The 14,444-nt window shown below is 75.2% G+C and carries 12 protein-coding genes; 6 read left to right on the forward strand and 6 right to left on the reverse strand.

Features of this window, described 5'->3' with window-relative positions; translation table 11 throughout:
* Positions 1–80 precede the first annotated feature (80 nt).
* A complete protein-coding gene (locus tag ACWDAS_RS05335; RefSeq protein ID WP_450387478.1) occupies positions 81–2,504 on the reverse strand; it encodes a helicase-associated domain-containing protein in 2,424 nt (807 codons plus the stop codon).
* A gap of 212 nt (positions 2,505–2,716) precedes the next feature.
* Here ACWDAS_RS05335 and ACWDAS_RS05340 point away from each other — a divergent pair, with 212 nt between their 5' ends.
* Both ACWDAS_RS05340 and ACWDAS_RS05345 read left to right on the forward strand, forming a co-directional pair.
* Positions 2,717–3,589 carry an HAAS signaling domain-containing protein gene (locus ACWDAS_RS05340; protein WP_450387479.1) on the forward strand — a complete coding sequence of 291 codons (873 nt, stop codon included), beginning with the start codon at positions 2,717–2,719 and terminating at the stop codon, positions 3,587–3,589.
* Positions 3,590–3,599: 10 nt separating this feature from the next.
* A complete protein-coding gene (locus tag ACWDAS_RS05345) occupies positions 3,600–4,244 on the forward strand; it encodes an HAD family hydrolase (RefSeq protein WP_450387480.1) in 645 nt (214 codons plus the stop codon).
* Here ACWDAS_RS05345 and ACWDAS_RS05350 read toward each other — a convergent pair.
* The gene (locus ACWDAS_RS05350) at positions 4,214–4,459 is read right to left on the reverse strand and encodes a hypothetical protein (RefSeq protein ID WP_450387481.1); all 246 of its coding nucleotides are present in this window, start codon (positions 4,457–4,459) and stop codon (positions 4,214–4,216) included. The two genes, ACWDAS_RS05345 and ACWDAS_RS05350, sit on opposite strands and share 31 nt — an antisense overlap.
* Positions 4,460–4,645: 186 nt before the next feature.
* Here ACWDAS_RS05350 and ACWDAS_RS05355 point away from each other — a divergent pair, with 186 nt between their 5' ends.
* Positions 4,646–5,029, forward strand: a complete 384-nt coding sequence (locus ACWDAS_RS05355) for a cold-shock protein (RefSeq protein WP_018560023.1) — start codon at positions 4,646–4,648, stop codon at positions 5,027–5,029.
* 18 nt (positions 5,030–5,047) lie between these two features.
* Here the strand turns inward: ACWDAS_RS05355 and ACWDAS_RS05360 are convergent, their stop codons facing one another.
* The 4 genes from ACWDAS_RS05360 to ACWDAS_RS05375 form a co-directional block, all read right to left on the reverse strand.
* Positions 5,048–5,917 carry a 1,4-dihydroxy-6-naphthoate synthase gene (locus tag ACWDAS_RS05360; RefSeq protein WP_450387483.1) on the reverse strand — a complete coding sequence of 290 codons (870 nt, stop codon included), beginning with the start codon at positions 5,915–5,917 and terminating at the stop codon, positions 5,048–5,050.
* The gene (locus ACWDAS_RS05365; RefSeq protein WP_450387484.1) at positions 5,914–6,615 is read right to left on the reverse strand and encodes a futalosine hydrolase; all 702 of its coding nucleotides are present in this window, start codon (positions 6,613–6,615) and stop codon (positions 5,914–5,916) included. The genes ACWDAS_RS05360 and ACWDAS_RS05365 overlap by 4 nt, the downstream gene beginning before the upstream one ends.
* Before the next feature lie 16 nt (positions 6,616–6,631).
* Positions 6,632–7,102 (reverse strand): hypothetical protein, encoded by a 471-nt coding sequence (locus tag ACWDAS_RS05370; protein WP_450387485.1) that lies wholly within the window; start codon positions 7,100–7,102, stop codon positions 6,632–6,634.
* Positions 7,103–7,175: 73 nt separating this feature from the next.
* Positions 7,176–8,558: an MFS transporter gene (locus ACWDAS_RS05375; protein ID WP_450387486.1), complete on the reverse strand. Its 1,383-nt coding sequence runs from the start codon at positions 8,556–8,558 to the stop codon at positions 7,176–7,178.
* A gap of 214 nt (positions 8,559–8,772) precedes the next feature.
* On the opposite strand from ACWDAS_RS05375, the gene ACWDAS_RS05380 reads away from it, so the two are divergent.
* The 3 genes from ACWDAS_RS05380 to ACWDAS_RS05390 all read left to right on the forward strand — a co-directional run bounded on the left by ACWDAS_RS05380 (position 8,773) and on the right by ACWDAS_RS05390 (position 14,421).
* Positions 8,773–9,675: a DUF3027 domain-containing protein gene (locus ACWDAS_RS05380; RefSeq protein WP_450387487.1), complete on the forward strand. Its 903-nt coding sequence runs from the start codon at positions 8,773–8,775 to the stop codon at positions 9,673–9,675.
* A gap of 594 nt (positions 9,676–10,269) precedes the next feature.
* On the forward strand, positions 10,270–13,425 hold the full coding sequence (locus ACWDAS_RS05385) for a sacsin N-terminal ATP-binding-like domain-containing protein (protein WP_450387625.1): 3,156 nt from the start codon (positions 10,270–10,272) through the stop codon (positions 13,423–13,425).
* A gap of 162 nt (positions 13,426–13,587) precedes the next feature.
* Positions 13,588–14,421, forward strand: a complete 834-nt coding sequence (locus tag ACWDAS_RS05390; protein ID WP_450387488.1) for a calcium-binding protein — start codon at positions 13,588–13,590, stop codon at positions 14,419–14,421.
* Positions 14,422–14,444: the final 23 nt, after the last annotated feature.

Raw genomic sequence — 14,444 nt, forward strand, 5'->3', positions numbered from 1 at the left:
TGAACTATCCATGGTCCCTCATCGCCGAGGGGAAACGCCCCGCTCCTCCGGATCGATACCGCGGCCGCCCCACCCCCGTCTCACGCCATGTCGTCCGCGAGCTCGGCGACACCGGTTATCCGGTGCAGCGCGAAGGTGCGGACCTCGTCGGCGGTGTGGTCGTAGGCGGTGACGAAACCGCCCTCCACCCGCATCGGGCCGATCACCCGCTGGCTCGCGGCGCCGTCCGCGTTGACGTAGCCGATCCACACCGACTCGCCGGTCAGCACCGCCGCCTGCATCGTCGCCAGCGTCTCGGCGGCGGCCGTGCGCGGCAGGCGGCCGTTGGCGCCCCCGTTGCCGGCCGGCCCGTCCGCAGGGACCTTGCGGACCGCCGTCGAGGCACGGTCGCCGGCCCGGATCGCCTTCACGGCGGCGCCGAGCAGCGTCTCGTCCGGCGTCGGAGGCCCGTCCACCACGGGCACGGGCGCGCTGCGCGGCGGGGTGCGCCGGGCGTCCGCGCGGGTGATCAGCACGTCCCCCTCGGCGGACTCGGCCGCGGGCGCGTGGCCCATCGCGCGCAGCCGTTCCAGCAGCGTGGCCGGATCGGTCTGCGCGGCCAGCACCGTCGGCGCGAGGCGGCGCAGCCCGAGGCCGGTCGCCCGGCGGTCGGCGAGCAGCTCGCTGAGCAGCGTGTCGTCGTCGCAGCGCACGTACGCCGACGCCGCGCCCACCCGCAGCCGGCCGTGCCGGCGGGCGACGTCGTCCACGAGGTAGCTGAGCGGCTGCGGCACGGGCGTGCGCGAGTGCGCGGCGAGGAAGGCGTGCAGGTCTGCGGCGGTCCGCCCGGCGTCCAGCGCCCGGCGCACTGACTCCTGGGTGAAGCGGAAGACGGTCGCGCCGCCCTTGGACTCCACGTCCGCCAGGACGTGCAGGGTCTCGGCGAGATGCGGCTGCAGTGGGCCCGGGGCGACGGCGGTCAGGTCCGCCTGGAGCAGCACATGGTCCAGCGGTTCCGGCAGCAGCGGCCCGAGCAGCGCGGCGGCCGCGTCCGCGGAATGGTCCAGCAGTGCCCGGCCGTGCGCGGAGAGCGCGCCCCGGCCGGTGACGCCCAGCAGCTCCGCCTCCGTCACCGTCCAGCGCACCAGATCGGCGCGGAGCGGATCCATCGAGGCGCCGCCGCGCAGCGGGCGCTCCCAGCGCAGCCGGGCGAGCAGCGCGTCCGGAGCGGCCGAGGCGCCCTCGGGGAGCGCGGCCAGGAGCTCCAGCGTCCGGCGGCGCACCTCCGGGGCGAGCGAGCGGTCCAGGTCCGGGCCGAGCGCGGCCAGCGCGCGGCCCTTCGCGTCACGCGTGCCGACGACGCCCGGCACGCGGGTGGCGGCCAGCCACGCCGTGACCAGGGCGGCCCACCGCTTCTCGGCGCGCAGCGCCAGCCACTCGTCGGCGGCGGGGGTCGGCGCGTACGCCTCGTCCACCTCTCCGTCCGAGGCGACCAGGCCCGCGGCGTACGCCAGTTCCAGCCAGAACGAGGCCACCGGCTCCGGCACGTCCAGCGCCGTGGCCACCCGCTTCAGGTCGCGCACGCTCACCCCGCCCGCGCGCAGCACAGGCGGGCCGCCGGTCTCCCACTGCTTCAGCAGCTCCTCGACCGTGCGGACCGCCGTGAAGGCCTGGCCCGCGGCGGTTCTGTCCACAGCCTGTGGATCGTGCTCGCGCGGTTCCACGGGCGGCGCGACCGGTTCCAGGGCGCGGTGCGCCCTGCCGTCGCGCAGATGGAGGGCCACCTCGCGGGGGAGCACGACGTTCCTGGCCCCGGCGGGCAGCAGCAGCCCGCGCTCCAGCAGCCACGCCACGGGCGGCGGCGGCACGTTCACATCCGCCACCTCCCCGTACGGCGGGCCCCACGCCAGCCTGCGCAGCACCGCGCCGGCCTCGGACGGCGCCCCGTCGAGCAGCGCGGTCATCCGGGGGCGGTCCGCGAACAGCGCCGTCAGCGCCCCCACCGCGCTGACCGGGTCGTGCGTCGGCGGCAGCCCGGTCCGCGCGAGGATCTGCTGCAGCCGGGTCGGTGACATTCCGGAGGTCGCCTCGGCCACCGTCGGCCCGAGGCCGGTCGGGGACGGGCTCCCCGCGGCCGGGGCCAGGATGTCGCGTGCGGTGCGTACCAGGTGCAGCCGGTCGTCCCCGCCCCACAGCAGGGCCTGCGCCCGCAGCGCCGCTACGGCGCCGGGCAGCGCCTCCGCCGGTTCCGGGCCCATCAGCCCGCTCAGCGTCGCGTACGGGGCGCCGTCCGGCGCGACCGCGAGCGCCTCGGCGGTCTGCAGCGTGAAGCGGTCCAGGCGTTCGAGGGCGCGGACCACGGAGGCACGGGTGCCGGCGCGGGTGGCCAGCTGGGAGAGGTCGTTCGGGACCGGGTTCAGCAGGTCCGGGCGCGCCCGGAGCAGCGCGGACAGCGCGTCGTCGCCGCGGGCGCGCAGATCCTCCGCGAGCGTGCGCGGCGCCGCCGCGGGGCCGTCAGTGCTCATCTCCCCCACACTAGCCCTGCCCACCCCCAACCCACCGCGGGCGTCGCCCCGGTTTTCCCCGAGCCTGCGGCCCCACGCACGGAGCGAGCCGGCCGGCCGGGCGGGGCGAGCCGGGGCACCGTGCGGACGTGGGTGCACTCGCCCCGGCCTCCGGCGAGTGGCCGACCCGCAACCATGCCCGGGGCCGGCCCGGAGGGCGATAGCGTCGGCGCATGGGTGCGGAGAGCGACCGGTTGATCCTGGATTACCTCAGCAAGGTGGGGGACCTGGCACAGACCGCCTTGCCGGCGGACCGGCGGCGGGAGCTCGTGGCGCGGCTGCGCGAGGACATCGACCGGGAGCGGCGCGGGAGCGACAGCCCGGCCGCGGTGCGGCGGATCCTCGGGAGGCTGGGGGCCCCGGACGAGGTGGTGAAGGAGGCCGCGGCGGTGCCCGCGCCCCGCCGCCCGGAGCCGCAGGCGGGAACCGCACCCGACCCGGCACCCGCACCCGCACCCGCATCCGCACCGGCGGAGCCGGAGTGGTGGCGGCTGCCCGGCCAGCGGACGCACCCCCCGTCGCGGAAGGTCCTGCCGGGCGACGAACTGGCCGGGCTGCCCGGCATGACCGGCGGCGTGACCATCCCCCTCACGCCCGAACCGGAGCCGGAACCCGGGCCGGAGGACGAACCGGGGCCGGAATCGGAAACGGAGCCGGGAGCGGAAGCCGGCGCGGCACCGGTCAGGCGCCGCAGGCGCTGGTGGCCGGGTCTGCTGGAGGCCGTCGCCGTGCTCCTGCTGCTCGCCGGCGCCGTCCTCGGCTCCTGGATCCCGCTCCTCGCCGGGTGGGCGGTCGCCTACGGCTCGCGGCGCCTGTCCCGCCGCGCGGCCCGGTTCGCGGCGCTGGGGCTGCCGGGGGTGACCGCCGCGATCGCGCTGATCTGGCTCTGGGGCCGATTCGCCGGGCGGTGGGGCGAGCCGATCCCCGAGGGCGGTCTGGACTCCGCGATCGCCGGCGCGCTGCCCACGGTCGTACGGATCGCCGCCGTGGCCTCCGCCGCCTTCCTGCTCTGGCGGGGGAGTCGGGCGGGCCGGCCGCCTGGTTAGAGTGGCTGCCATGCCCGCTTCCCTGCCGACACCACTGATAACGGTCGGTTTCGACCTCGACATGACCCTCATCGACTCGCGGCCCGGCATCAAGGCCACGTACGAGCGCCTCGCCGAGGAGACCGGCGTCTTCATCGACTCCGCGCTCGCCGTCACGCGGCTCGGGCCGCCGCTCGACTGGGAGCTGGCGCACTGGTTCGAGGCCGAGGACGTCCCCGCGGTCGCCGACCGCTACCGGGCGCTCTACCCCCAGTACGCCATCGGCCCGACCCCGGCCATGGCCGGGGCGCGCGAGGCCGTGGCCGCCGTGCACGCGGCGGGCGGCCGTGCCGTCGTGGTCACCGCCAAGCACGAGCCGAACGCCAAGCTGCACCTCACGCACCTCGGCCTCGACGTCGACGACGTGCGCGGCTGGCTGTGGGCCGAGGCGAAGGCGGAGGCGCTGACGGAGTACGGGGCGGCGGTCTACGTCGGCGATCACGTGGGCGACGTCGTCGGGGCCCGTACGGCCGGCGCGCTGTCCGTCGCGGTGGCGACGGGCCCGGTCGGCGCGGACGAGCTGCGCGCCGCGGGTGCGGACGTCGTGCTGGCGGACCTGACGGAGTTCCCCGCCTGGTTCGCCTCCTACTCCCCGGACCCGGACGCCGTCGCCTGACGGCTCTGCGCCCGGGCCGAGCGCAGCAGCCCGGCCAGGCCCAGCGCGAAGCCGACGCCCATGAGCATCGACACCAGGTAGGCGGCGGTCGGCAGCGGGTCGGAACCGAGGAAGAGCGGGGCAACGGTGGCCAGGGTGGCGAGCGCGCCGACGATGAAGACGGCGGCGCCGGCGCGCACGAGGAGATCGCCCGGTTTCCGGGTTTCGTTGGTCACCCGACCAGGGTAGATCGCCGGGGGAAGTCGCAGCGCACCGGCCGGATGACGACCGGAGGAGAGACGCCACGGCGTCTTGTCACATGCCCCTGGGCCATTAGCCTTATGGGCAGCGGGTCTGTGAACGGACCCGCTGTCTTGCTATCCAAGAGCTTTTTTCTGTCTACAGCGAGGACGAGGTCGGACGTGCCTACCGGCAAGGTCAAGTGGTTCAACAGCGAGAAGGGCTTCGGCTTCCTCTCCCGCGACGACGGCGGTGACGTCTTCGTCCACTCCTCCGTCCTGCCGGACGGTGTGGCCACGCTCAAGCCGGGGCAGCGCGTGGAGTTCGGGGTGGTCGCCGGACAGCGCGGCGACCAGGCCCTCTCGGTGACCCTGCTGGACCCGGCGCCGTCCGTGGCGGCCGCGCAGCGCCGCAAGCCCGACGAGCTGCTGCCCATCGTCCAGGACCTGACCACGCTGCTGGAGGACGTCGCCCGCTCGCTGCAGCGCGGCCGTTACCCGGACAAGGCCCACGGCCACAAGATCGCCTCCGTCCTGCGCGTCGTCGCGGACCAGCTGGACGTCTGACCCCGCCCGGACGCGGGCTCAGAACTCGAGCGCGTGCGGACCGAGGGGCGGTACCAGTCCCTCGGCCGCGGCCCGGGTGAGCAGCCCGCGGACCGCCGCGTAGCCCTCCTCGCCGAGCGCGGAGGTGAACTCGTTCACGTAGAGACCGATGTGCTGGTCCGCCACCTTCGGGTCCATCTCCTGCGCGTGCTCCATGACGTAGCCGCGGGAGGCCTCGGGCTCGTCCCAGGCCATGTGGACGGAGGTGCGGGCGGCGGCCGCCAGCTCACGCAGCCGCGCCTCGCCGAGGGAGCGCTTGGCGATGATCGCGCCCAGCGGGATGGGGAGCGTGGTGGTCTGCTCCCAGTGCTCGCCCATGTCCGCGAGCTTGTGCAGCCCGTAGTCCTGGTAGGTGAAGCGTGCCTCGTGGATGACGAGACCCGCGTCCACTCGGCCGTCCCGCACCGCGGGCATGATCTCGTGGAAGGGCAGGACGACGATCTCGCCGACCCCGCCCGGCACTTCCGCGGCCGCCCACAGCCGGAAGAGCAGGTACGCCGTCGAGCGCTCGCTCGGCACCGCCACCGTGCGCCCGCTGAGGTCGGAGCCCTTGCCCGAACCGGCGTCCCTGGTCAGGACGAGCGGGCCGCAGCCGCGGCCCAGCGCGCCGCCGCAGGGCAGCAGCGCGTACTCGTCCAGCACGTAGGGCAGCACCGCGTACGAGACCTTGAGGATGTCGAACTCCCCGCGCTCGGCCATGCCGTTGGTGATGTCGATGTCCGCGAAGGTCACGTCGATCGGCGGCGCGTCGGGGACCAGACCGTGCGCCCAGGCGTGGAACACGAAGGTGTCATTGGGGCAGGGGGAGTAGGCGATCCGCAGTGCCCGGTCTTCGCTGTCTTCGCTCATGTCCGATCTCCAACGTCGAGTACGGCGGGCTGCTTCCCGAGCCGGGCGAAGGCCTCGTCGAGCGCGTCGAGCGCCTCACCGATCCGCCAGGCCGCACGGTCGCGCGGTCCCACGGGATTGGACACCGTACGGATCTCCAGGACGGGCAGCCCGTGCGCCGCGGCCGCCTCCGCGACGCCGAAGCCCTCCATGGCCTCCGCCAGCGCACGCGGGTGACGGCGCACCAGCTCCGTGGCGCGGCCGGCCGTCCCGGTCACCGTCGACACGGTCAGGACCGGTCCGTACGCCGCGCCGAGCGTCTCGGCGACCCGCCGGGACAGCGGGCCGGGCGGGCGGTGCTCCGAAGTGCCGAAGCCCAGTTCCGCCACCGGGAGGAAACCGTCCGGGCCCTCGGCGCCCAGGTCGGCGGCGACGATCGCGTCGGCGACCACGACCGAGCCGACCGGCGCGGCGGGCTGGAAGCCGCCGCCGATCCCGGCGGAGACGACGAGCCGGTACTCCGGGCCGGTGAGCGCGGCCGCCGTCCCCGCTGCCGCGGCGGCGGGACCGACGCCGGCCGCCAGCACGTCGGCGACGGCGGTGCGGAGTACGGCCCGGCCACCGGGCACGGGCAGCTCGGCGGCCGGGCCGCCGAGACCGCGGACGACCGCGTCGCGCTCCGCCGTGACGGCGGTGACGACGAGGAGGCGGGGCGTCATGGCGTCAGCGGGCGGGTCAGCCCGCCGACTTCAGCTTGAACTGCCACACGCCGAGGTAGTCCTGCGCGCCGCTGGTCTCGATGATGTTGAGGGTCACCTCGCTGGCCGCGGTGCCCGTCTGCGAGTCGGAGAGCAGGGTCTCGGCGTCGAAGGAGCGGTAGGTGGTGTCCTTCAGCAGGCCCGACTTGCCGGAGGTGCCGGTGGCCACGACCCAGCCCTTCTCGGCGATCTCGGGGTCGACGCCGATCCGCACCTTGTCACCGGCCCGGACCGTGACGGTCTTCTTGGGCTTGGTCTGCAGGCACGCGAGGAAGACCTGCTCCGTCAGCTTCTTGCCCTTGACGTAGCACTTGCTGGTGGCCTCGGTGGTCACGGTCTTGTCGCCGACGGTGACGGTCGCCAGGGGGGTCGGCTTCTCGCAGGCGGAGAGGGCGATCAGCCCGAGGGACACGGCACCGAGGGCGGCGGCACGGCGGCGAATGCTCATGAAGGTGAGGCTACCGGGCGGTCGCGGTCCCGCTACGCGGGGGGCCCGCTCGTGTCCCCCGGGCACGCTGCGCTCACACCGTGCGCGGACGGGTCGCGCGGCCCCGGGCGCCGGTCATCAGGCCGCGCACCGAGAAGGTGACGCCGAGGGCCACCAGGGCCGCCCCCACCGCCATCCCGAGGGTGCCGTTGAGCGGCAGGACGATGCCGATGGCGCCGCCGATCACCCACGCCAGCTGGAGCGCGGTCTCCGAGCGGGCGAAGGCCGAGGTGCGCACCTCCTCCGGCACGTCGCGCTGGATCAGCGCGTCCAGCGAGAGCTTGCCGAGCGCCTGCGCGATGCCGGCCGCGGCGGCGACGAGAGCGATGGTCAGCACGCCGTACCAGGCCGCCGCCACGCACGTCGCCGCCAGGGCGGCGGCCAGCGCGCTGATGATGATCCGCTCCGGGCCGCGGGCGCGCAGCCAGGAACCCAGGGCGGTGCCGAAGGCGTTGCCGGTGCCGGCGGCCACGGCGACCAGCCCCAGCGACACCGGTCCCGACAGGCCGCCCAGCGGATGCTCGCGCAGCAGGAAGGCCAGGAAGAGGGTCAGGAAGCCGGACAGGGCCCGCAGCGAGGCGTTGGCCTGCAAGGCGTGCAGCACCGGGCCGCCGACGCTCCGCAGCCCCGGCCGCTTCTCCCGCCACTGCCTGCCCAGGTGGCGGTGGCTCTCGCCGTCCTCACCGGAGGTCAGCTCGGCGCGTGCCTCGCCCTTGGCGGAGTCCACCTTGTGCGGGAGGGAGAAGGACAGCAGCGTGCCGCAGACGAACACCACGAACGCCCCGTACAGCGGCACGCCCGGGCCGATCAGGTGCAGCAGCCCGCCGATCGGCGCGGCCACGGCCGTGGCCAGCAGGCCGGTCAGGCTCACCCGGGAGTTCGCCTTCACCAGCGTCGTCCGCGCCGGTAGCAGCCGCGGCATCACCGCGCTGCGCACCACGCCGTACGCCTTCGACGCGACGAGCACGCCCAGGGCGGCGGGATACAGCTCGAGCCCGGCGGTCGCCACCACGCCGGCCATCGTCCACGCCAGGATCGCCCGGGCCAGCATCGACATCGCCATAGCGGCGCGCCGGCCGTGCGGGATGCGGTCCAGCAGCGGCCCGATCACCGGGGCCAGCAGCGCGAACGGCGCCATCGTGACCAGCAGGTAGAGCGCCACCCGGCCGCGCGCCTCGCCGGTCGGCACCGAGAAGAAGATCGTGCTGGCGAGCGCGACCGTGATCAGCATGTCGCCCGCCGAGTTCACCGCGTGCAGCTCGATCAGCTTCGCCAGACCCGACTCACCCGCCCCGCCGGAGTGCGTGTGACGCCGGACGCGGCGCACCACGGCGGTCGACGTACGCTGCGTGGCACGCGCGACGGCGTTCCCCGCCCTGCGAACCGGTCCCGGGCCGGACGTCACTGTGCGTGCCACGCCCGCCAGTCTGCCCTACCGAGCGGCTTTCCGAACGGGGCGCGCACCGATAGCGTGCGATCGCGCAGAATGGAGTCAACAGGTGCGCCCGTGGACGTACGGGCAGGCAGCGTTTGAAGCGGTCCTCCGGTCCGCTCCGCCACCGCCCCGCCCGACCCTCGGCGGCGCACGCGTAAGACGGCGTAGGAGAGAATCGATTCTTGTGAGTGCTGCGATGCGAAGCCGTACCCCTGACCGCCTGTGCGCCGAGGCGGTCGACGTCGCCTTCGAGGCCGCCGTGGACGCCTTCGGCGAGAAAGCGGTCGGCGAGCACCTCGGGGCGGTGGCCGAGGGTGACCGTGTCGTCACGCACCTGTTCGACTGCCGTGAGGCCGCCTACCGCGGCTGGCGCTGGGCGGTCACGCTGACCCGCGCCTCCCGCGCCAAGGCGATCACGCTGGACGAGACGGTCCTCGTGCCCGGGCCCGAGGCGGTCCTCGCGCCCGAATGGGTGCCGTGGAGCGAGCGGCTCCGTCCGGGCGACCTCGGCCCCGGCGACCTGCTGCCCACGGACGCCGACGACCTGCGCCTGGAGCCCGGCTTCTCCGGGGAGGACGCGCCGCCGCCGAACTCGCCGGTCTCGGAGGAGATGGCCGAGCTGGTCGAGGCCGAGGACGCGGACGTCTCCGGCGGCCCCCCGGCCGCCCTGCCGATGGCGCCCACGATGGGCACGATCGCGGCCGTCGCGGAGGAGATCGGCATGGGCCGGCCCCGGGTGCTGTCCCGGTACGGCCTGCACGTCGCCGCGGACCGCTGGGAGGACGAGTACGGCCCCAAGGCCCCCATGGCCCAGTCCGCGCCCGCGCAGTGCGTCTCCTGCGGCTTCCTGGTGCCGATCGCGGGCTCCCTGCGGCAGGCGTTCGGGGTCTGCGCCAACGAGTTCTCCCCGGCCGACGGGCGGGTCGTCTCCCTGGCCTACGGGTGCGGCGCGCACTCCGAGGCCGCGGTCATGCCGAAGCCGCCGCGGCCCGCGCCGCCCGTCCTCGACGAGACCGCGGTCGAGCCGCTCCCCCTCCACCCCGACCGCCACGGCTCCGTCGAGGACACCACCCCGGCCGAGGAACTCGGCCACAGCTGACGGCTCCGCCACCGCGCCTGCCCGGTACGCGCGCTCCCTCCCGGGGCGGGGGCTGGGGCTTGCCCGCCGGCGAGTGGGCTGACGGCGTAGAAGCGGGCCCGCCTGTCGGGTCTTCCGCTCGGGGGTGCCGTCCTGGTCGGTGGGTTGCGGCCGACCCGTACCCCTGGGGGTAAGCGCGCGCATGTCTGCGGTCCTCCGGGCGGGGGCGCCCCGCGCTTCGGCTTTCCGGTCCGGTGTGCGCCGTGCCCGGCGGCGGGTGGCGGCAGGCGGCTCTGCCGGAGGCGGGCCCGCCCTGTCGGGTCTTCCGGTCGGGTGGTGTCCCGCCTGGCGGCTTGCGATTCACCCGCGTCGTGGTCCCGCGTGCCCCACCGGGCGTCGGGGCGCCGCCCATGGGTGGGGGGTTGTGGTTCATCCGCGGCTCCGTGCCGGAAGTGCGCCCACCTTTCCCATGGCGCTTCGCCTCGGCTTTCCGGTCGGGGTGTGCCGCCGTGCCCGGGCCTCGCGGGACGACTGGCCGACACCTCAAGCGGTAGCGTCACTCTCGCAGGGCATGCGACAGCGGGTGAGGGAGAAGACGACGTGAGCGGGACCGCGATGGACCGGGGCGCAGATCCGTTCGGGACCGTACGGCTGCGCCGGGCCGTGCTCGACGCGTGGGCCGCGTCGCCCGCCAGGTTCCGTGAGGACGCGAACGCCGAGGAGGACCTCGCCCTCGGCGGCTACCGCGACCGCCTCGTCATCGAGCTGGCGCAGAACGCCGCCGATGCCGCGACCCGCGCCGGCGTGACCGGCCGCCTGCGGCTCACCCTCCGCGAGGGCGTGCTCGCCGCCGCCAACACCGGCGCCCATCTCGACACGGCGGGCGTGGAGTCGCTGTCGACGCTGCGCGCCAGCGCCAAGCGCGAGGACGCCGACGCCGCCGTCGGCCGCTTCGGCGTCGGGTTCTCCGCCGTGCTCGCGGTGAGCGACGAGCCCGCGATCCTCAGCCGCAGCGGTGGCGTCCGCTGGTCGCTGGCCGAGGCACGGGACCTCGCCCACGAGACCGGGGAGCACTCCCCGGGGCTTACCGACGAGCTGCGCCGGCGGGACGGCCATGTGCCGCTGCTGCGGCTGCCGCTGCCCGCCGAGGGCACCGCGCCGGACGGCTACGACACCGTTGTGGTGCTGCCGCTGCGCGACGGCGCCGCGCAGGACCTCGCGGCGCGGCTGCTCGCCGCGATCGACGACGCCCTGCTGCTGACGCTGCCCGGCCTGGCCGAGGTGGTCGTGGAGACGCCGGAAGGCGTACGGACCCTGACCCGGCGCCAGGAGGACGGCCTGACCGTCGTCACGGACAGCGCGAACGGCACCACCCGCTGGCGCACCGTGAGCGACGGCGGCTCGCTGGAGTCGGAGCTGCTGGCCGACCGCCCGGTCGAGGAGCGGCTGCGGCCGGTGTGGTCGGTCACCTGGGCCGTCCCGGTGGGGCCGGAGGGCGCGCCCGAGCGGCCGCGCACGGCGCCCTTCGTGCACGCCCCGACCCCGACCGACGAGGCGCTGGGGCTGCCCGCGCTGCTGATCGCCTCGCTGCCCCTGGACCCGACCCGGCGGCACGCGGCGCCCGGCGCGCTCACCGCCTTCCTGATCGCGCGGGCGGCCGACCTGTACGTGCGGCTGCTGGCCGACTGGCAGCCGGTGAACGCCGGGATCGTGGACCTCGTCCCGGGCCCGCTCGGCAAGGGCGAGCTGGACGCGGAGCTACGCCGCCATGTGCTGGAGCGGCTGCCGCGCACCGCCTTCCTGCCGCGCGCGGCCGACGTCACCGGCCCGGCCGAGGAGGACGAACTTCCGCCCGCGCTGCGCCCGGTGGAGGCCGAGGTCGTCGAGGGCACCGGCGCGGAGACCGTCCGCGTCCTGGCGGAGGTCTTCCCGACGCTGCTGCCCCCCGGTCTGGAGCGCCGCCCCGAGCTGCGCGTCCTGGGTGTGGCGCGGCTGCCGCTGGGCGACGCGATCGACCGGCTCGCCGGGGTGGAGCGCCCCGCCGCCTGGTGGTACCGCCTGTACGACTCGCTGGCCGGCACCGACCCGGACCGGCTGAGCGGGCTGCCCGTGCCGCTCGCCGACGGCCGTACGGTCGTCGGGCCGCGCCAGGTGCTGCTGCCGCTGCCCGAGATGGACAGCGTCTACGCCGAGGAGGCCGCCCCGGTCAGCACCGGCCTGCCGGCCGCCTCGGAACTCGCCCGGCTGGGGCTGAAGGTGGCCGACCCGGAGGCCGCGCACCCGCTCCTGGAGAAGCTCGGCGCCACCCCGGCGACCCCGCGTGCCGTCCTCACGACCCCCCAGGTGCGCGCGGCGGTGGCCGCGTCCCTGGACGCGGACGACGTGTGGGACGAGGAGGCGCCCGCGCTGGACGCCGAGGAGCTCGCCGAGGTCGTCCTCGGCCTGGTCCGCGCCGCGAACCTGGCCCCCGGCGACGAGCCGTGGCTGGCCGCGCTCGCCCTCACCGACGACGAGGGCGAGCTCACCCCCGCCGGTGACCTGGTGCTGCCGGGCAGCGCCTTCGAGCAGGTCATCCGGGAGGGCGAACTCGGCTCCGTCGACGAGGACCTGGCCGCGCGCTGGGGCGAGCAGCCGCTCACCGCGGTCGGCGTGCTCGCCACCTTCGCCCTGGTCCGGGCCGCCGACGTGGTGCTCGACCCGGACGAGCTGGAGCCGCGCGAGAGCGACTGGGCCGAGCCGGACGACGCCGGCCTGCTCGACGCGGTCGACGTGTGGTGCGAGGACGTCCTGGACCAGCTGCCGGACACCGACGTGCCGCCGGTCGCCACCGAGATCGTCGCCGTGCGCGACCTGGACCTCGTCGACGACGACGCCTGGCCGCAGGCGCTGGCCATGCTGTCCGTCCCGCCGCTGCGGGACGCGGTCACCCAGCCGGTGCGGGTCCTGCTGCCGGACGGCACCACCGAGTCCGTGCGCCCCTACACCGCCTGGTGGCTGCGCGACCACCCGGTCCTCGACGGCCGCCGCCCCGTGGGCCTGCGCGCGGCGGGCGGCGATCCGCTGCTCGCCGGGCTGTACGAGGACGCCGAGGCCGGGGCCGTGGACGACCAGGTGCTGCGCGCCCTGGGCGTGCGCACGTCCGCCGCCGCCCTGCTGGACGAGCCCGGCGGCGGCGCCGAACTGCTCGGCCGCCTCGCCGACCCCGACACCACGGTCACACCGGCCCAGCTGCACCGGCTCTACTCCGAGCTGGCCACCCTCGACCCCGAGCAGGTCACCCTCCCCGACGAGCTGCGGGCCGTCGCCGACGGCCGCGAGCCGCGGGTCGTCGACGCGGCGGACGCCCTCGTCGCGGACGCCCCGGACCTGCTTCCGCTCGCCGCGGGCCGGCCCCTGCTCCCGGTGCCGCCGGTCCGCGCCGCCGCGCTGGCCGAGCTGTTCCAGGTGCGCCGGCTCAGCGAGGCCTTCGAGGCCCCGGTCGTCTCCGAGGGCGAGCCCCACGACGTCGCGGACGCGGTGCGCGAGCTGCTGCCCGGCGCCCCCCTGTCGTACATCGAGCACGAGGAGCTGCTGGTCAGGGCCCCCGACGGCAGCACCGTCGAGCTCGACTGGCGGTGGACGGACGGCACCTTGCACGCGGCCACGCTGGAGGGCGTCGCCGCGGGCCTGTCCTGGGCGGCCGGAGCCTGGCAGCGCCGCTTCGAAGTGGCCGCGCTGCTGGAGGACCCGACCCGCACGGAGGAGCTGGCCCGCGACCGCTGGTTCGACTGAGCCGGCGGTGCGCGGGCGTGAACGTCCTCGCCCGGGCTGCACGTTCGCCGAAAAGGTCTCCGTGGAACGGCCGTTCGCGCGTACGATCCCTCTCACCATTCGAGACGTCTCGTCGGGGGGAGTACGGCGGGCGTCCCTTCCACGTGGGGATGATTCTCAAGCATGCGTATTCGCGCGACTGTGGCCGCCGTTTCCGGCGCCCTCGCACTGGCCTCTCTCACCGTTCCCGCCGCGCAGGCGGACGACAAGGCGGACCTCTTCGACCGCACGCCGCACTCCAAGAGGATGGCGGCCGCGGCGGACGTCACCGCCCCCACGATCTCCCAGGTCGTGATCAGCGGTGGCTCCGACATCGTTATCGGAACCAGCGGCCAGAAGAACGTCACCATCACGGTCAAGGCGAGCAGCCCGGCCGGTATCCAGGACGGCTGGGCCGCCCTGTGGCACGGGCCCGATGTGGAGAACACCGACCAGGTCTTCGCCCCTGAGGCGGAGCGGGGCACCTGCACCACTTCCGCCACCGACCCCACGGTCTCGACCTGCAAGGTCACCATTCCCATCGACGTGAAGCTCTACCTCTGGAACGCCCTGGCGGGCGGCTGGAAGGTGTACGCCGACGCCACCGGCAACGACGACGGCTTCACCTACAACGACGCCTTCACCACGGCGCGGTTCAAGCGCGCCGCGAAGGTCACGGTCAACGCCTCGCCGGAGCCGGTGAAGAAGGGCAAGACCATCACTGTCACGGGCAAGCTGAGCCGGGCGAACTGGGACGACAACCTGTACCACGGCTACACCAACCAGTCCGTGCTGCTGCAGTTCCGCAAGAAGGGCACCACCACCTACAAGACGGTCAAGACCGTCAAGTCCAGCAGCACCGGGGCCCTGAAGACCACCGTCAAGGCGTCCGTCGACGGTTACTGGCGCTTCGCCTTCTCGGGCACGTCCACCACCGGCACGGCTGTCGCCGCGGGCGACTACGTCGACGTGAGGTAACCACGCGCCACCCATGGGCGCCG

This window comes from Streptomyces sp. NPDC001070 (assembly GCF_053598835.1).